Raw genomic sequence first — 17,996 nt, 5'->3', positions numbered from 1 at the left:
ATGCCGAACAGGCGTGGCGAAGTCGTTCTGTGCTTTGGCTGGCTGGGCCAGCAACGGCGGCAATAGAGAACCACGTCCAAACAACCGAAGTGATCCGACAGTTCATGTCACAGAACTGTACAACTGACATCCGTGTGTCAACGTGAGGCTGAACCGCCTCATCCAATGGGTTCAGGCCGCAGCAATCGAATTTGCGACGTTGGCAATCACGGACCGCTGATTTTGATGGTTCTCAAAATAATCCTGGTACCACTGAATTGTACGAGCCAACCCTTCGTTCAGTGAAAAATCTGGCCGCCAATTCAACATATCCCGAGCCTTGCTCGCGTCCAAGTATTGATGCTGAATCTCATTGGAAGCTTCTCCCAACACGCTCGGCTGAAGCGAAGAGCCCATCGCTTCAAGAACCTGATTGACTAGGTCCAAGACAGAAACTTGGATCTCCGTCGAAAGGTTGAACGCCTCTCCGCTGAGTTCGGGGCGTTGGGCCATCTGCTCGGCCAAGTGCATGTAAGCAGCAGCACCGTCTTCCACATAGAAATAGTCGCGAACAAACGAACCATCAGATCGAATGACCGGTGCTTCGTCACGTAACACTGACCGAATCGTGCCAGGGATAATCCGGTTCCAATTCAGATCCCCCCCACCATAGAAGTTGCCGCAACGAGTCACGCAGACTGGCAAGTCGTAGGTATTTGCATAAGTCTGTGCAATCAAATCGCCACACGATTTGCTGACATCGTACGGGTGCATTCCAACCAAAGGAGTTTCCTCCGTGTAGGGCAGCACCTTCGCATCGCCATAGGCCTTGTCCGAGGACGCCACGACGATTTGCTCCACCTTGGGACTGCGACGGCAAGCCTCCATCAACTTCCATGTTCCGCCGATATTGGCCTCGAAGGTCGAAATAGGATTGCGATTGGCGATTCCGACGATGGTCTGCGCCGCCAAGTGCATGACCGTCGAGACCTCGTGTTCCCCCAATATTCGCTCCAGGCAGTCTTGATCGCAGATATCTCCGCGAACAACCGTCACGCGATCAAGATCGCCACAACGGACGATCTCAGCATTCGGCGTCCAATCACGAATCAAGCAAATGACATCGGCTTCTGCTTCCAACAATTGCTTGACTAGCCATCCGCCAACTAGCCCCGACGCGCCAGTCACCAATACCGAACGGTCTCTCCAAAAGCTTGGCTGAAAGGCTGCTTTGCTGCTGTGGGAAACGTTCATGAATAAACTCGTGAAATTGTAGATCGTTGAGGATGGTGTCGGGCGCCACCAAAGTTCACACCCATTGCGAAAATTTGTCTACGCAGCTTTGGCCTTTGTGGGACCGATCCGCAAACGGGGTTGTTGCACATCGCGATCCCATGTTCGCCATGGGGCGCGGTCCTCGTCCCACAATCGCTGCAAATAGTGCTTGTCACGGAGTGTATCCATGCACTGCCAGAATCCGTCATGACGATAGGCGGCCAATTGTCCGTCCGCTGCTACCCGCTCAAGAGCGTCTGCTTCCAGGCTGTCCCGATCCGACGACAAGTAATCAAAGATGCCAGGTTCGAGGACCAAGAACCCACCGTTGATCCAGCCTTCTCCGGAGACTGGTTTTTCAGTGAAGTGATCCACGAAGTCGCCACTCATGATCAGCCCGCCGAATCGAGCTGGTGGACGAACAGCAGTGACGGTTGCTAGGCGACCATGTGAACGATGGAAATCCAGCAAGGCTTCCACATCCACATCGCTAACACCGTCGCCGTAGGTCAGCATAAATGTACCACTGTCTAAACGGGACTTCAGTCTCAGCAACCGGCCACCCGTCTGCGTGTCAATTCCTGTGTCAAACAAATTGACACGCCAGCTTTCCGCTTCAGTTTCTTTTCGGGCGACCACGTTGCGACCGAAGTCGATCGAGAGATCACCAGAAAGATTGTATTGATCGAGAAAGTAATTCTTGATGAAGTCGCCCATGTACCCACAGGCAATATTGAACTCATCTTGGCCGTGATGAGCAAAATGCTTCATGATGTGCCACAAAATTGGACGGCCTCCAATCTCGACCATGGGTTTCGGTCGACTAGTGGTTTCTTCCTGCAGTCTGGTGCCGAGTCCACCGGCAAGCAATACGATCGACATTGACCATTCCTTTAGTCATCGAAGCACGAGTGAGCCCCACGCCTTTGGGCACCCGAAGTGCGTGAAACCTTAGCGTTGCTCGCAGTTTCCAACAATACCGAAATTGCGTTGGCCATTTCGCCATGCCGTCACTTCGACATTGACCGCTCCCCGGCGGGGTTGCTAATGAGGTTGGATCTGTTCCGTCAACTCCATTGCTTGGCCGAATTTGCGTTGTGCCCATACCCATCGGGCAGTTGTTGCTCCCAAACATTCCTCGATCATTGAGAGTTCACCGTGATCATTAGTCTCATCATTCCAACTCGGGAACGAGCTGACTACCTCAAAGAATCCGTGCAAACAGGACTACAGATCGAGGACGATCAGTTCGAGCTTATCGTTAGCGACAATGCTAGCAATGACCACACACGGCAGGTCATCGACGCCATCCAGGACCCACGACTGAAGTATCTCAATACCGGCGAACGCATCTCGATGCGTCAAAATTTCGAATTCGCTTTGCAATATTGCAAAGGCGATTATGTGGTCTACATCGGAGACGATGATTGCATTCTCCCAGGTCAGTTCCGCTTCCTTCGCCAAATCCTTGAACAACACCGGCCAGATGCACTGAGCTGGGACAGGCCGACTTACGGCTGGCCAGTCGATGGTTATGGAAAGCGAACTGGCAGCGTGAAGTTCCAACGGAATAGCTTGTTTGGCGAGCTCGAGACAATTGATAGCAAAAATGCCAAACAACAGCTGCTGGAATGCAACATTGGGGCACTCGGCCCGAAACCTGCAATCTATCACGGATGCATTTCGCGGCAATTCTTGCGCAGCATTGAAACACAAGACGGAATTTGCTTTGCAAGCAGCAACCCCGATGTGTATGTCACCTACCAAGCCGTTTTGAGAGACGCCCACGCACTCCATGTGGCACACCCGTTTACGCTGAACGGTTACAGCCCTGTTAGCACAGGTGGAGCCCATCATGCCTACAAAGCCGGCGACCCTCGCTGCAAACCTGCTCAAATGTTTCAGCAAGAAAACAAGCAGGATTTCCTCTGTGACGCGATCGGCTACGCAGTGACTGTTCCCCATGCGTTCTTCTCAACACTGGAAACCATTCGCGAAATTTCACCGCAGGAAATCGATCGGCCTGACTACCGTGCTTGGTATCACTACGTTCTCAACTCCGCGCGTGCGGGGGACCACGAGACCAAACAAAAATTAGCTGAACACATGGCTAATTACGCCGAAAAGACAGGAACTCAGGCAGAACTCGCCGAGGCGAGTGACACAAGCGTTGCCGTCGCTGGCAAAATTAAAAAGTACAGCCAACGGATCGAGAAACTCCGCACAATGATGCATCGCAAACGTATTTCTGCGGAAATCGATGGCAAGAACAACGCGTTGACGGCGGCGTTAACTTACGACCGCGTGATCGGTGATGACTACTCCGGAATTCTCGACGGAAGCCGCTCAAGAAACTTTTGCTGGAAAGCTGCCATGCAGCGTGCTCGCGAATCGCAATTCGTTGCCCGAGCCGCCTGAGAGCGAAAATCACGGCCTTGAAACGGAAACTCTCTTTGGGTTCATTGAACTCAAAGGGAGTTTTTTGTTGGGTGAATTTGATTTTGTTGAATTCTTCAACGCAAAAGTCCCTGCCAAACCAGATCCCTGTCGAGTGCAAACATCTGCATGCTGGCTTGGATCACTTGGCTTCGCCCGATCTTCGCTGCGATGGACTTTGCCGATGCAACTTCCGACAACCGATTCAAATGAAATTTCGTTGATCTACTTGCACATTCCTAAGTGCGGCGGGTCCTTTGTTCAAAAAACCTTTTCCCCTTATTCAAAAACCTGCCCCACGATTCGGTGGGAGGATGCCAGAGGGCATTTGACTTACAACCAGTACGCGCGGGTGTTTAAGGACCACAGCGGAGACATTCATGACAACCAGATTCTGACCGTGGTCCGAAATCCCTGGGCCTGGCACGTTTCCTGGTACAACTACGTCCGTCGCGACCGCTGGGGCAAACGATCAGGACTCAAGATTGAACACAAGCTCTTTCGCAGGATGTCATTCGACGACTATCTGAATTGGCTGGACGACGACGATGCTCCACAGTCTCCTCAGGGCTACCTCAAGCGACAGCAGTCCGATTGGATCTGCGATGACAACGGCCATGTCCATGTCGATCACGTCTTGCACCAAGAAAACCTCTTGGAAGAACTGCTGGCGATGATCGAGCAGCTGAAAATCGATGTCTCACCGACAACTGGCCGAGTGAACGTGTCCACCAAAGACGACTACCGCAAGTACTATTCGCAACGCGGTATCGACTTGATCGCATCTCGCCATTGGAGAGACTGCAAACTGTTTGGCTACGAGTTTTCGAATGAGGATACGCCATCAAAGTCGTTGCTTTGACGGCGTTCGACAGCGCAACACGTCTATCCGATTCACTGTCGGAATCAGGTGGAGGCTTTCATTCGGGACTGGATCTCTGAAACGACGTCGTCGATTTTGACTCGGGTTTGTTCCAGGGTGTCTCGGTCGCGGATGGTGACGGTTTTGTCCGTCAGGGAATCGCCATCGACGGTGATGCAGTACGGCGTTCCAGCCTCGTCCTGACGGCGGTAACGTCGACCCACCGCTCCCTTGGCGTCGTAGAAGACGTTGTAATGCTCTTTGAGCGCACCGTAGATCTCTTGCGCGACTTCCGGCATCCCGTCCTTCTTAACGAGCGGGAATACGGCGGCTTTGATCGGTGCCAAACGCGGGTCCAATTTCATGACCGTTCGAGTTTGCATTTTGCCGTTTTCGTCGGGCGCTTCGTCTTCCGTGTACGCTTCGCAGAGGAACGCGAGTGCAGCACGGTCCGCACCTGCGGAAGGCTCGATCACGTGCGGCACGAACTTCTCGTTCGTGATGTCGTCGCGGTAGGCAAGGTCTTTGCCGCTGCCGCGATGCTTCGGCTTGCCGTGCTCGTTCAGTTCGACGGTCATCGGATTGGTTGCCGGATCCAGCTTGCCTTCCATGTGGCTGCGAAGGTCGAAATCGCCGCGGTGCGCGATCCCTTCCAATTCGCCATATTCACCTTCGGGAAGGAAGGGGAATGCGTACTCGATGTCGGCGGTTCCAACGCTGTAGTGAGCCAGTTCCTCGGTGTGGTGCTCCCGCATGATTAGCGATTCGCTGGACAAACCAAGTTTGGTGTACCAAGCCATTCGGCGATCACGCCAGTAGCGGTACCACTCCTGCGACTGATTTGGGTGGCAGAAGAATTCGATCTCCATCTGCTCGAACTCACGCGAACGGAACGTGAAGTTTCGCGGCGTGATTTCGTTGCGGAAGCTTTTGCCGACTTGGCCGATTCCAAAGGGAATGCGAACGCGAGAGCTGTCGACGACGTTCTTGAAGTTGACGAAAATGCCTTGCGCGGTTTCCGGACGCAAGAATGTCGTGTCTTCCTCACCACCCAAAGCACCCAAGGTGGTCTTGAACATCAAGTTGAATTCGCGGGGCTCGGTCAGTGTTCCGAGTGCCTTCGCGTCGGGCGCCAAAACGTTCTCAGTCGAGTCGAGTTTGTCCAGCGTCAGCGATTCTTTTTCGACGGTCAGTTCATCCGCGTTCTTGGCACGAAGCTTGAAGAACTTCATGCCACGGCGTCGCACTTCGCCTTCTTCTTGCTCGATCTCAGCAAGCGTCGAAACAAAGATTTTCTTGCCCTGGTATTCCACAAAACGGCCACGGACTTGGTCAAAGCGATATCGCTTCTTCGATTCGCGACAATCCACCATGTGATCATGGAAAAGATCGTAGTGGCCGCTGCACTTCCAAACCTGTGGGTGCATGATGATCGTGCAATCCAACCCCACCATCTCAAACGTCGACGGAGCACCGGCGGGCGACACCAATTCGTTGTGCCCAGAGATCATGTCGTGCCACCACGCATCTTTCAGATTGCGTTTTAGCTCCACGCCCAACGGCCCGTAGTCCCAGAAGCCTTGGACACCGCCGTAAATTTCGCTGGATTGAAAAAGAAAACCGCGTCGTTTGCACAACGACACCAAGGCGTCCATTGATTTCATGAGAATCGGGCAGGCAATCGGGGAGTGAAGGGAAATCCAACCCAACATTGTCCCCAAATTCGTTCGCTAGCCTATCCCACTGGTCCAAACGCGAAGAACCGTGAATCTGCCCTGAGTTGACAGCGTTTGGAACGAAAAACCGCCGAAATCCCGGGAGATTTCAAACCGGAATTCAATAGCGTGACGAGCCGAATCCGGCCGGGGTGGCCATTTGCGTGCCGCCCGCATTAAACGATGCCGCGTCGCGGGTCGAGTTGATTTGACGGCTGAGTGCCGCCACTCGTTCGCTGACCATCGCACCGTTGGGGCCCAAAACGCCGCCACCGAGAGCGAGAGCACGCTGGTAATTCTGCAATGCCTGAACAGGATCGTTGCTGGCCTCTCTCAAACGAGCCAGTGCCAACCATGCTCGAGCGTTGTTGGCGTCTTGTTGCACAGCGTCTTCCAGGTACTTCAGTGCGGTTTGTGGTTCGCCGTGTTCTTCGTAGAGGCGTGCCAATTCGATGCGAGGCTCGGCCAGGGCTGGATTTTGGGCCGCCCAGTTCTTCAGCAGCGTGAAGGCTCGGTCAGGACGTCCGGAATCGACTAGCAATACCGCCAAACCGCGATGACAGTCGACGTGATTGGGATCGTGATCCAGACATTGATTGTAAAGGGCTTCGCTTTGGCGGATCAGATTGGGATCTTGTCGCTGATTTCCCAATCGGTGCGTCGTGGCGGCCAAGTTGTAGTAGCCGTCCGAGTCGGTTGGATCCGAAGCAATCGCTTTCTGAAATTGCTCCATCGCCGCCGTGTATTGGCCTTGGTTGTACAGAGCCGCACCTTGCGTGTTCTGACTTCCGGCGGCCCATTGGCACCCGGTCATCGTGGCGAAAATCGTTCCCGCGATCAGGGAGGCGGTCAAACAACTCCAAATGGTCAATCGACTTTGCCGAACGGGCTCAGTTGCCGATCCCGCCGCCGCGTTGTCATTTGGATTGAAAATCCGCAAGCCGTTCGGGTTCGTTGTGGTCGCGTCATTGGCATGCAACGGCTTGCCGACCGAAACCGGGGAGGCGGACGAAAGATAAGAATCGTTGCGAAGAGCAGGGCTGGGCATCGTTAGCGACTGGGTGCTGGAGCCATTCGGAAAACGCGCAGGTTGAACACAAACGCGCGTCATGCAGCCCTGTACTAGTCCTTTCTGACGAACCGTCGCAAGACCGACGATTCACGTTGCGTCAATTTGTGGGTTGCCGCTACAAGGAAGGCACCCACGGTCTCGCCCCGCACCCCGACACACGTCACGAAAAAAGGATTTTTCAAATGGCGTCTTCCAACGGATTGTCACTGCAAGAAATCGCCGATCTCGTCGGTGGTCAATTGCTCGACTTCAGCGACTGCACCACTGACGAGGCCAATGCGTCGGACGGTGCCGTTCAAGGAAAATCCCCAAGCGTTGAAATCTCCTCCACAATTTGCACAGGTGCTGCCCCGCCGGCCGAAGCGGGACCTCAACAAATCACGCTGATCGACCAAGCCAACCACGCGGGCCAATTGGCTGACAGCCAAGCCTTCGCGGTGATCGCACCCGAATACGTGGCAGCCTCCCCGATTCGCTTGCAGATTCTGGTCGATGATCCCCACGCAGCGTTCACGAAACTGGTCAGCCACTACCGTCCGGCACTTGCCGAGACAATGCCGGTCAGCGGAATCGATCCGACAGCCAAGGTGGATCCAACCAGCCAAGTGCATCCCTCGGCCAACATCGGTGCGAATGTCGAAATCGGTCCCGGTTGCACCATCGCACCGGGAGTCAACATTGGGGCGGGGTGCCAAATCGGTGCGGACTGCACGCTTCATCCCAACGTGACTCTGTATGCCTACTGCCAACTTGGCGAGCGTGTCACGTTGCATGCCGGCACCGTCGTGGGAGCCCACGGCTTTGGATACAAAATGGTCGACGGTCGCCACATCCCAACGGCACAACTCGGCTATGTCGTGATCGAAAACGATGTGGAAGTCGGCGCCAGCTCAACGATCGACCGTGGCACTTATGGTGCGACACGAATCGGTGAAGGCACCAAGATCGACAACCAAGTCATGATCGCGCACAACTGCCAAATTGGTCGACACAACTTGTTGTGCAGCCAAGTCGGAATCGCAGGCAGCTGCACAACCGGGGACTATGTCGTCTTGGCCGGCCAAGTCGGGCTGAAGGACCACATCGCATTGGCCGACGGAGTCATCGTCGGTGCTCAAGCCGGTGTGATGGATGACCTTGCTCCCAACCAAGTTTATTTGGGTTCACCGGCAACACCGCAACGCGATCAAATGCAGATCATGGCCGTTCAACGCAAACTGCCGGAGATGCGTCGTGAACTGAAACGACTGACTCAACGAATCGGTCGGCTGAGTGAAGCTTTGGAAGAACAACCCGCCGACACCAACCAGCGCAAAGCGGCCTGACCAACTTAGGTTCCCGCATAGCTGCACTGCCATGACAAACGCTCTCCCAATGCGACACGCGGTTCACGATACCAGCGAAAGCCGGCCGCTTGATTGCGAATCAATTCTTCGCGACGTGCCCGATGGCGCGCCGGTTGGTTTGATCGCGGGGTGGGGACGTTTTCCAATCTGCGTTGCCGAAAAGCTGAAGGCACTCGGCCATCCGGTTCACTGCGTGGCTATCACCGGTCATGCGGGCGAAGAGCTCAACGAGATTTGTGAAAGCGTGCTTTGGTCAGGCGTGGGACGTTTCGGAGGCCATCTTCGATACTTCAAACGCAATGACGTCGCGCATGTGACGATGGCCGGCAAACTTTTCAAGTCAGATTTGCTTTACAGTGGTTCGGTTTGGATTCGTCATACGCCGGACTGGACGTGTATCAAAACCTTTTGGCCCTGCTTGTTTGGCGCTCGCCGGGACGCACGCGACGACAGATTGCTCGGTGCGGTGATCGACACCTATGAGAATCACGCGATGAAAATATGCTCCGCCACGGACTTAGCCCCTGAGTTGCTTGCCAAAACAGGACAACTGACTCGCCGTAAACCTTCATCAGTGAATCAGTCCGACATTTCTGCTGGATGGCAAATCGCGAAAACGATGGGTGGATTGGATATCGGACAAGCCATCACGATCAAAGATGGAACGATCATCGCAGTCGAGGCCATTGAAGGCACCGACGCGTGCATCGCACGAACTGGCGAACTTTGTCGTCGCGGTGGTTGGACATTGGTCAAAGTCAGCAAACCAGATCAAGACATGCGGTTCGACGTGCCAACGATCGGGCCACAAACGATTCAACGCGTTCATGAAGCGGGCGGAGCTGCGATCGCAATCGAAGCCGACAAAACGATCCTGCTCGACAGCGAAGAAACCATCCAACTTGCCGACCGACTCGGGATCGCTTTGGTAGCGATGGCATCTGCTGATACCATGGAAGACCACCTGTCGTCTTCTCGAAAAGCAGCCTGAACCAGTGACCGAATCTCGTTGGTATTCCACGTCGCCTCCCGCCAAACTCAATCTCTTTCTCGAGCTCTTGGCACGTCGCGATGACGGTTTTCATGAACTGGATACCGTGATGGTCGCGATCGATTGGCGTGATGAACTTCGCGTTCGTCGCACAACGGTGCCCGGCGTCCAACTGTCGGTTGATTGGACGAATGGTCGAACTTCGGTTGCTGCAGAATTGCAAGTCGATGAAGACAACGGATTGCTGCTTGTCCCGACCGATGACAAAAATCTCGTCGTGCGTGCTCTCAATCGCCTCACCGAAACGTTGCGTTTAGAAGGCGGCTGGGAAGTTCAACTGAACAAAAACATTCCAAGCGGGGCGGGAATGGGTGGCGCCAGCAGTGATGCGGCTTCGGCTTTGCAATTAGGATGGGCCGCCGCATGCGAGACACGATCTGATCTGCCCGCAACGCTTAAGAACGAAACGCTGCTTTCCTTGGCCGCGGAAATTGGAAGTGATGTCCCATTTTTCTTAGGTGATCTGGAAGCCGATCGTGTTGTCCAATGCGCGCATGCAACGGGACGCGGTGAGAAATTGAAGTTCTTCACATTAGCCAATCCGCTGCACGCAGTCGTCATTTACCCCGCGGCGAGTGTTTCGACCGCACAAGTCTATTCAAGGTGCCAAGTCCCCGATTCTCCCCAATCTAGCAACGATTTACTGCGTGCTTTGCAAGGAATCACAGCGGAATCCGAGTTTTCATTGCATAACGCCTTGCAAGCGCCCGCACGCGGGCTTTCATCGCGCATCGATCCCGCCCTAGAATGTCTGTCGAAGGCTGGACTGACACATTGCCACATGACGGGCAGCGGTTCGGCTTGCTTCGCTTTGGCAGACTCGTCGCAACAAGCAGCAATTGCTGCTGAAACTTTGCGTTCGACTTTTCCGGGCGGCGCATTGATCCGAGCGGTTATGAGTTGTGTGGTGCCGTCGGAGATCCACATCGCATAGGGGTACGTCGTGGAAATTACCGAGATTCGCATCAAGCTGATGGAAAGTTCGGAGGATCGTCTACGGGCGTTTTGCTCGATCACCATTGATCAATCATTCGTCGTTCGTGATTTGAAAATCATCGACGGTACGAGCGGTCCCTTCGTCGCGATGCCTAGCCGAAAGTTGACCGGCCACTGCGGACGTTGCAGTTCGAAGAACCACCTGCGAGCAACCTACTGCAACCATTGTGGCGCCAAGCTGAGCGGCCACAACGCGAACTCGCCACAAAAGCTCTACGCGGATGTCGCACACCCCATCAACAGCGAATGCCGCGAAATGATTCAGCAGGCGGTGATCGAAGAATTCGAAGCCGAACTCGATCGATCGCAGCAACCCGGTTACCGAAGTCGTTACGAGGACGACTTTGACGCCGGAGACTACGACGAAGCCGACTACGCCAATTCCTCGTCGAGCGATTCCGGATCCACATCCGACGAAGGTTCCGATCGCGGCAATGCAACAGAAGACGATTCTGAAACACTGATCGTTCGTGGCGAGCAAGGCGATGAAAAACGCATCCCTCAACCCCATCTTCACCGTCGTGGCGGAGGGTCTCGCGGTTCAACCGTGACCAATTCGCCAAACCGCGACGCTGGAGGAGCGAAACCCGACGACTCGTCACAAGAAAACTCGGATCCGTTCGACAACTTTGGGTCTGGCATTTTTAATGACTGAAGCCGATCCCGTTCATCCGCCCGTCTTTAGGACGCCTTCAAGCAACGCACCTCGCCCGCAGGTCAGCATCGCGGTTTCGTTGCTGCTGGTCCTGATCAGCGCCGTCTTTCTGGCAGGGTTGTTTTATGCGTCTCGCGTTCCGAGCGTCCAAACCGACATCGCGATTTGGGCGGGTGCGAAACCTCCCGAAGATGACTCCGGCAGCCTCGCGCAGGTGCTATTCATCATGTTCACCTTCACCTCGCCACTCGTGATTGCGATGACGCTGTCGTTGGTGATGTCCGTTTGGAACAAGATCACACGAACGTGAGTCGGTCCCGAAAAGGCTCAAAGAAAGCCAGCCGCAAATCCTCGGCGTCTTTCAAACCATCCGCCAATCGCAAACCAGTTGAGCTGGATGTGGAACAGGTCTCCGCGGCGATCGCACCGATCGAATTGCCAACCGATGAACTGGAGCGTCTCGCCGCCGCGATGAGTCAGCGTCACGCGAATGTGATGCGCGTTCGTCGCGACCGGACCGATGCGTTTCGAATTAGCCGCAGCGACGCCGATTCGCATAACCAAGCCGATGTGCCGTGGTACCCGCTGGCTCTCGCGATACCGGATGGCTTTCACGCTTCTCGTTCCATTGACTTCGCTGCCGGTGAATTCTACTTGCAGGACGCTGGATCGCTTCTCGCTCTCGCAGCCGCTCAGGCACATACCGATTCGCTGTCTGGGCAACTGGTTTGCGACCTGTGCGCAGCTCCTGGCGGAAAGGCGACCGGACTTTTAGAAGCCATCGGCGACGACGGCTTCTTGCTCGCCAACGAACCAATCCGTTCGAGGATTGCGCCGCTGGCGTACAACCTGTCTCGCACGGGCTCCGATCGTTACGCGATTAGCAGTGAAGATCCCGACGCTCTCGCGGAAAAGCTTCCGGGCGTCTTCGACACAATTCTGATTGATGCACCCTGCAGCGGCCAAGCCTTGCTGTCGCGAGGCCGGCAATCCAAGGGCGCCGTCAACGAATCGATGGTGGCCACGAATGCGGCACGCCAACAACGAATCCTTGCAGCTGCCCACAAACTGCTTCGACCTGGCGGAACGCTCGTCTACAGCACCTGCACCTTTGCAGTGGCGGAGAACGAGGATCAAGTCGATTGGATGATTCGCGAATTGGAGATGCAACCATCTCCCGTCTCAACTTTGACCGACTACCAAAGCCCGCTCGCCGAGTGCGGGTACCGAGTGTGGCCACATCGCGATGGATGTGCCGGTGCGTTCGCGGCTCGATTGACCAAACCAATCGCCACAGCCCCAACCGAAGAAACCGCTGAGTTCTCGGAAGATCCATGGCTGCTTCGCCGAGGCGTGTTGCGATCGGAGCAACCACTGGATTCCGACTGCGATGAACTGATCCAATCCGTGCTCGGAGTATCCCCATCAGATGCCACCACCGAAGAAGACTCAGGGTTCTTTCGACAAAGAGACTGGATCACGGAAGCGTTCTGCAAAGGCGCTCCCGAGTGGGTCAAACAAGACTGGACGATTGGCCCTGAAGTCGCCCACCGCACCGGACAAACTTGGAAACCCTCGCATGCGTGTGCACTGAGACAGACCAATGATCCTTTGACCGTGAATGTCGCACGCATCGAACTGAACGATGCCGAAGCCGCAACCTTTTTGGCGGGCGGCACGGTCCCCACGGATCAACGCGGTTGGCTGATTGTGCAACATCAAGGGCGTCCGCTTGGATGGGCCAAAGCCGATGGACGAATTGGCAAAAACCACTTGCCGACGCACGCTCGGATGCAGGTGGCAAAGAATGCCGTCCAAGAACAATCGACCTAGCGGGCTGTTGATTCAGTCGCATACCGAATGGCAACAATCAGCCGATGGGCGTTCGCTCAGGTTGGTGTCTGATAAACCGACGCTAACGCGGTCAGGCTCATTGAATCAACAGGCCGCTAGACGAACTTGCGGTTCAGATGAACGAGTTCAACTTCGGACCGAAGTCCAGTTGATCGCGTTTGAGGAATGCACCCAGCGGATGCTCAAGACGTCGAGCTTTTGGCGGAATACATCTCGGCGTATTCGATCGCCCATGCGTCGATCAATTGGCTGAAGTCTTCCGTTTCCACTTCTGCGATTTTAGTGTAGTGGGTGCGATTGAAAAGCTCACGGTTCATGACCGTGCCTTTGCCTTTCAGATCCAGCACTCTCAAATCGCTGTAAGGCCGAATGACCAATTCCAGGCGGCTGTACAAATTGGTGCGACGCCCGGCATCGAGCCTCAAATCATCACGGTAGCAGGCCGCACCCCAGCCTTCTTCACCGAAGACAGATTCGTAGCGGAAGCCAGGGAAGTGATCCGCCACGCGTCGCACGGCGGTTTCAATTTGTTCTGACAAGGACAAACGATACGACGTGTGAAGTCGTTTCAGCTCTTCCTCGGACATCTCCTTCTGCCGTTCCTGCGAAGCTTCATGCTCCGCACGCCGACGTCCGCGAGCGATGGCCGATTCCAATCGAGACTGAAAGTCGTCGCTCATTCGTCTCCCTCGGAAGCGGCTGGTTTCGATGCTTCGACGACTGGAGCCTCGGTCTTGGACGCGTCCGCTGGAGGTGCGTCAGCCGGCTTCGCTTCTGCAGGCGTTTCAGCAACCGGCTTCTCGGCGGCGGGAGGCTTCGCAGCTGGCTTCTTGTCCGCCGGAGGAGTCGTTTGACCTTTCTCCTTGCTGAACATTTGCATCAGATCGCCGAAGGATCGCATGGGCTCATCGCCTTTGGCCATCGCATCGCTGATCTTTGGCTTCTCAGGATCCTTGCCGATCACTTCGTAGACTTCTGGTTTCTTTGGTCCACGACCGCGACCGCCTCGGCCACCATCGCGTCCGCCTGGACGACCACCTGGTTTGCCACCACGTCCGCCCTGTCCACCGCGGCCTTGACCCTGTCCACGACCGCCGCGTTGACCACCTTGGCCCGTGCGTCCGTCGCCTCCGGACTGTCCACCACGACCACGTGGTGCCGAGTCCGAACGTTGACCTTGTCCGGTGCTTTGACCACCGCCTTGGCCGCCACGCTGACCGCGACCGCCGGGGCCACGCCCACCGCGTCCGCCACGTTCGTTTTGGCGTCGCGACTCCATCGCTGCTTCGCGTTCCGGCGAGATTGCACTCAGTGCCACCCGGCGACGCTTTGCATCGGTCCCGGTCACCCAAGCGGTGATGACGTCACCGACCTGAACGGCTTCGTGCAAATCCTCAACGTAGCTATCCGAGATACGACTGACGTGGATCAAACCACTGCAATCAGGCGACAGCTCAATGAACACGCCGAACGGCATTACACCGACAACCACGCCGATGACTTGATCGCCTTGCTTGAGCTCAGACAACGATGGCATTGCGGTCATCACGGCAGGTGCTTCGCCCTCAGAAGCTCCTTCGCCGAACGGATCGCACAACCAACGAACCAATTGATGCGAACGACGTTTTCCGATTTGCCATTCTTTGATCAGCTTGTCGACAGCGGCACGTTCTGGCATCGGACGACGAACAGGCTCCGGTGCGGCGGGTGCCGCAGGAGCGTCCGCTTCGGCCTTGGTTTCAGCTGCATCGTCTCCGGACGCTGCGGGCTCTTCGCTGGAATCACCATCGCTCGAAGCAGATCCATCTGACTCGGCGGCGGCTTCAGGTGCGGGGGCGTCTTCTGGAGCTGCGGCTTCCGCCGGTGCTTCGTCAGAACTGGCTTCCGCGGCCGGTTCTTCGCTTGCCGCATCCGCAGCAGGAGCCTCAGTCGATTCCGTCGCGGTTTCCGCTGACAACTCAGCGGAGGTTTCACTGGCGGCGGCTCCGGTATCGGCGTTTTCCGACTCAGCACCGTCTGCTGCTGATTCTTCAGCGGCGGGAGCTGCTTCGCTGGTCGCTTCCGCGGGTGCTTCCACCGCAGCGGCAGCAGGAGCCGGTGCCGGCGTGCTGTAATCAGGCAGCTCGTAGGCTGGCGGACGATCTGGCGGCAGCTCGACGTTCAAAGCGGTGGCGAGCTTCTTCGCGAGTGCATAGTCATCCGGGTGAATCAATGTTCCGTCGAGCGTTTCTTCACTGGCAAAGACACGCAGGAACGGCATCGCTTGACGCGAATGAACGACGGAGGGCCATTCAACCGCGGTCGCCAAATCCTCGCGGGAAGCAATCAGCTTCTCACGACGACGTTCATCAATGGCTTGAGAAATCTCGGGCGTGATGCCCGGCAATCGCTGCATCCAGGTCGTTGCGGTGGAGTTCACATCCACGCCGCCGCGGGCAGCACCGCTGACCATCACGTCTTCGAGTGCCGACAAAACCGCGTCATCGGACAATTCGCGCTGGAACGAACCAAGACGCAATTTCAGTGGGTCGACCTTGACCAGCGCTTGAGCGGGCTGCATCGCCGAGAAAGCGATCCAGGCGGCCGCTCGGAATCGACGCGGCGTCGATTTCATTTCTTGATCGCCGGCCGGTCCGCCAGCGTATGCGTCGGCGCCACTGCGGTCAGCCAAAGTCCAACGAACCGATTTGTCCGCTGATTGCTTGATCAGTTCGCCAACCGCGATCATGCAAGCCCGGCGGGCGGGACCGTTGCTGATCACGATCAGATCGACGTGGTGAGCATGAATCAGCTCGCCCATCTTTGTCACGGCCAACGTCCGCATGGCGGCGGACAATTGACATGGGATGTCTTCGCTATGCAGCAGGCGTCCGTCCGATGAAACGATCGAAGTGGCGGCGGTACGAGGCCCAACGGCATCGATCGACATCACCACTTTGGCTTCGACTCCGCCACGGTTGATCTGCGAATGCAAGTTGTCGGCGGCGATGGAAACCAAGCGTGCAGAAGCCTGTTCCTGCAATTCGTCCCACCATGCTGCTTCGGCGGCGTCGCGAATGATGGCTTCGTTTTCGAGCACCAATCCGGACAAACGATCCGCCAGCGGACGATTGAATCCGGCGGCGGTCTTTTGCAATTCAGCGACCAACTTCGCTGCGTCGTAATCAAACGCACACTGGGCCACTTGGCTTCGCAGGGCACGCCCGAGCATCACCAATTGGAACGAGCTGAGCTTGTTGGCGGGCATGCTCTTTCCGGCCAACGGTTTGAGCGTGCTGACCAACCAGCGACGACGACGTTGCCGCGGAGAGATCTTCTTCGATTTCTTGGCTTTCGCTTTGGCGGGAGCCGCTTTGGCTGCGGGAGCCTGCTTGGTCACCGAGGCGGCTGGCTTTTCCGAGGCAGGTTGCTCGGTCGCTTCGGCTGCTTCCGCCGCTGGGGCGGGAGGATCGGCGGCGGGTGTCGCTGCGGCTGCAGATTGATCCGCGGGAGCTTCCGCGGCGGCTGGCTCGGCGGGAGCAGCTTGTTCCGCCGGGGCGGCCTCAGCAACCGGTTCGCTGGCGGGCGTTTCGGCTGTTTCCGCGGCTGGCGTCCCTTCAGCTGGAGTCTCTGAACTGCTGGCGGCTTCGGTTCCGCTTGCTTCTGGAGCGGCGGTTTCAGGAGCAGGAGCAGCTTCAGCAGCAGGGGCATCTGCTGCTGGGACTGCTTCGATAGCCTCGGTCTTGGCTTCCGAGGCGGGAGCTTCTGGCGACTCGGTTTTGGCGGCCGCTTTCGGTTGATCCTTTGCTGCAGCAGCCGACTTTTGGGCTTTGGGCTGAGAACCAGACGATTCCGAGGAGTCGTCGTCAGCCTGAATGTGCGGGTCGTGAACTTCCATCACGCGAATTTTCGCGTTGCGGGAAAGCCATCGGACCGCGGCACCGACGATTCGTGGATCACCAATCAAGCGTTTGGCGATTGTCGCATCCAGCTTTGCCAACGCACCGTCGACATCGTTCGAGGCGGGCTCTGGTGCGGCCGCTTCGCCCTCGGTCTTGGTTTCAGCCGCGGCTGGATCGGCTGCCAAGGATTCCGCCAAAGCCTTCAGGTCTTCGCCATCGCCCTTTTGCGGGTTGAGCGTGCGAACGGCCAATCGCTGGGCCAAGTTCGCGGATTCACCCGTTTCCAGCTTGACCCGCCGACTCAGCCGATCGAGCAGACGCTTGGATTGTGCGTTGCCGATCGCTCGTCCGATGGCGGGGTCCACCAACGGAGTTTGCTTCCAGGCTTCTTGCAGATCAGATCGATATTCATCGAGCTTTTTCTGCGTCCGCACCGCGTGCGCGAGGTTCCAGAGGCTGGCCTCGTCGATATCCCCGAGTTCGTCACGACGATATCGCGAAAGAAACGGGGGCGTGTAACCTTGCTCAATCAGTGGCAGGGCCAGGCGTAAACTCGAGACCTCGCATCGCCCGCGTTGGGCGATTGCGTCCAGATCAACAGTCATCGGATGTCGGTCGCTTTGCTAGCATCGTGGGACGATTCGAATGCGCGCGTGGCAAAATCTCTCTCACGAGTGACCTAGCCATCGGTCAAAACATTGCGGCGATCGAATCGAAAGAAACGGTTGAGATTGAATCGTAAGTGTCGTTCACCATCGCAGATGAAGCCACATTGGGGCGAAATGAAACACCGCCGCCAAGTCAGCGTCGCGAGGACCTTCGGTAAACAGCCACAAACGGGGGCTTGGAACCAAGGCGGGAGAATAGCGCTGCA

The 17,996-nt window shown here is 56.4% G+C and carries 14 protein-coding genes; 8 read left to right on the top strand and 6 right to left on the bottom strand.

Annotation, left to right across the window (positions count from 1 at the left end):
- Positions 1-171: 171 nt before the first annotated feature.
- Positions 172-1,233, bottom strand: coding sequence for a GDP-mannose 4,6-dehydratase (locus B2R17_RS26045; RefSeq protein ID WP_008667476.1), 1,062 nt, complete (start codon positions 1,231-1,233; stop codon positions 172-174).
- Positions 1,234-1,311: 78 nt separating this feature from the next.
- Complete coding sequence (gene rfbF, locus B2R17_RS26040) at positions 1,312-2,136, bottom strand: glucose-1-phosphate cytidylyltransferase (RefSeq protein ID WP_008667477.1); 825 nt, start codon at positions 2,134-2,136, stop codon at positions 1,312-1,314.
- Between the two features lie 276 nt (positions 2,137-2,412).
- On the opposite strand from rfbF, the gene B2R17_RS26035 reads away from it, so the two are divergent.
- Positions 2,413-3,672, top strand: coding sequence for a glycosyltransferase family 2 protein (locus tag B2R17_RS26035; RefSeq protein ID WP_008667480.1), 1,260 nt, complete (start codon positions 2,413-2,415; stop codon positions 3,670-3,672).
- 202 nt (positions 3,673-3,874) lie between these two features.
- On the top strand, positions 3,875-4,552 hold the full coding sequence (locus tag B2R17_RS26030; protein WP_158453548.1) for a sulfotransferase family 2 domain-containing protein: 678 nt from the start codon (positions 3,875-3,877) through the stop codon (positions 4,550-4,552).
- Positions 4,553-4,596: 44 nt separating this feature from the next.
- On the opposite strand, the gene B2R17_RS26025 is transcribed toward B2R17_RS26030, so the two are convergent.
- The gene (locus tag B2R17_RS26025) at positions 4,597-6,207 is read right to left on the bottom strand and encodes a glycine--tRNA ligase (protein ID WP_286766311.1); all 1,611 of its coding nucleotides are present in this window, start codon (positions 6,205-6,207) and stop codon (positions 4,597-4,599) included.
- 181 nt (positions 6,208-6,388) lie between these two features.
- On the bottom strand, positions 6,389-7,315 hold the full coding sequence (locus B2R17_RS26020; protein WP_008662575.1) for a tetratricopeptide repeat protein: 927 nt from the start codon (positions 7,313-7,315) through the stop codon (positions 6,389-6,391).
- 206 nt (positions 7,316-7,521) lie between these two features.
- Here B2R17_RS26020 and lpxD point away from each other — a divergent pair, with 206 nt between their 5' ends.
- From lpxD to B2R17_RS25990, 6 genes are read left to right on the top strand one after another with little or no spacing between them, the layout of a single operon-like run.
- A complete protein-coding gene (lpxD, locus tag B2R17_RS26015; protein ID WP_008667485.1) occupies positions 7,522-8,664 on the top strand; it encodes a UDP-3-O-(3-hydroxymyristoyl)glucosamine N-acyltransferase in 1,143 nt (380 codons plus the stop codon).
- Between the two features lie 49 nt (positions 8,665-8,713).
- Complete coding sequence (locus B2R17_RS26010; RefSeq protein ID WP_008667486.1) at positions 8,714-9,676, top strand: LpxI family protein; 963 nt, start codon at positions 8,714-8,716, stop codon at positions 9,674-9,676.
- Positions 9,677-9,680: 4 nt separating this feature from the next.
- On the top strand, positions 9,681-10,670 hold the full coding sequence (ispE, locus tag B2R17_RS26005) for a 4-(cytidine 5'-diphospho)-2-C-methyl-D-erythritol kinase (RefSeq protein WP_008667487.1): 990 nt from the start codon (positions 9,681-9,683) through the stop codon (positions 10,668-10,670).
- Between the two features lie 39 nt (positions 10,671-10,709).
- The gene (locus B2R17_RS26000; RefSeq protein ID WP_414707402.1) at positions 10,710-11,387 is read left to right on the top strand and encodes a septation protein SpoVG family protein; all 678 of its coding nucleotides are present in this window, start codon (positions 10,710-10,712) and stop codon (positions 11,385-11,387) included.
- Complete coding sequence (locus B2R17_RS25995; RefSeq protein ID WP_008667491.1) at positions 11,380-11,697, top strand: hypothetical protein; 318 nt, start codon at positions 11,380-11,382, stop codon at positions 11,695-11,697. Before B2R17_RS26000 ends, B2R17_RS25995 begins: the two co-directional genes overlap by 8 nt.
- On the top strand, positions 11,694-13,220 hold the full coding sequence (locus B2R17_RS25990) for a methyltransferase RsmF C-terminal domain-like protein (RefSeq protein WP_008667493.1): 1,527 nt from the start codon (positions 11,694-11,696) through the stop codon (positions 13,218-13,220). The genes B2R17_RS25995 and B2R17_RS25990 overlap by 4 nt, the downstream gene beginning before the upstream one ends.
- Before the next feature lie 203 nt (positions 13,221-13,423).
- Here the strand turns inward: B2R17_RS25990 and B2R17_RS25985 are convergent, their stop codons facing one another.
- Complete coding sequence (locus B2R17_RS25985; RefSeq protein WP_008662588.1) at positions 13,424-13,921, bottom strand: hypothetical protein; 498 nt, start codon at positions 13,919-13,921, stop codon at positions 13,424-13,426.
- Positions 13,918-17,727 carry a S1 RNA-binding domain-containing protein gene (locus B2R17_RS25980; RefSeq protein WP_286766288.1) on the bottom strand — a complete coding sequence of 1,270 codons (3,810 nt, stop codon included), beginning with the start codon at positions 17,725-17,727 and terminating at the stop codon, positions 13,918-13,920. Before B2R17_RS25980 ends, B2R17_RS25985 begins: the two co-directional genes overlap by 4 nt.
- Positions 17,728-17,996: the final 269 nt, after the last annotated feature.

Source organism: Rhodopirellula sp. UBA1907 (assembly GCF_002337565.1).
Lineage (GTDB): Bacteria > Planctomycetota > Planctomycetia > Pirellulales > Pirellulaceae > Rhodopirellula > Rhodopirellula europaea.
This window is presented reverse-complemented; position numbering and strand designations above follow the sequence as displayed.

What these genes read in the sequence shown, in the direction of transcription:
- B2R17_RS26045 (WP_008667476.1), bottom strand. Translation starts at nt 1,233, where the DNA reads ATGAACGTTTCCCACAGCAGCAAAGCAGCCTTTCAGCCAAGCTTTTGG.
- rfbF (WP_008667477.1), bottom strand. Translation starts at nt 2,136, where the DNA reads ATGTCGATCGTATTGCTTGCCGGTGGACTCGGCACCAGACTGCAGGAA.
- B2R17_RS26030 (WP_158453548.1), top strand. Translation starts at nt 3,875, where the DNA reads ATGCAACTTCCGACAACCGATTCAAATGAAATTTCGTTGATCTACTTG.
- B2R17_RS26025 (WP_286766311.1), bottom strand. Translation starts at nt 6,207, where the DNA reads ATGGACGCCTTGGTGTCGTTGTGCAAACGACGCGGTTTTCTTTTTCAA.
- B2R17_RS26020 (WP_008662575.1), bottom strand. Translation starts at nt 7,315, where the DNA reads ATGCCCAGCCCTGCTCTTCGCAACGATTCTTATCTTTCGTCCGCCTCC.
- lpxD (WP_008667485.1), top strand. Translation starts at nt 7,522, where the DNA reads ATGGCGTCTTCCAACGGATTGTCACTGCAAGAAATCGCCGATCTCGTC.
- B2R17_RS26010 (WP_008667486.1), top strand. Translation starts at nt 8,714, where the DNA reads ATGCGACACGCGGTTCACGATACCAGCGAAAGCCGGCCGCTTGATTGC.
- B2R17_RS26000 (WP_414707402.1), top strand. Translation starts at nt 10,710, where the DNA reads ATGGAAAGTTCGGAGGATCGTCTACGGGCGTTTTGCTCGATCACCATT.
- B2R17_RS25995 (WP_008667491.1), top strand. Translation starts at nt 11,380, where the DNA reads ATGACTGAAGCCGATCCCGTTCATCCGCCCGTCTTTAGGACGCCTTCA.
- B2R17_RS25985 (WP_008662588.1), bottom strand. Translation starts at nt 13,921, where the DNA reads ATGAGCGACGACTTTCAGTCTCGATTGGAATCGGCCATCGCTCGCGGA.
- B2R17_RS25980 (WP_286766288.1), bottom strand. Translation starts at nt 17,727, where the DNA reads ATGACTGTTGATCTGGACGCAATCGCCCAACGCGGGCGATGCGAGGTC.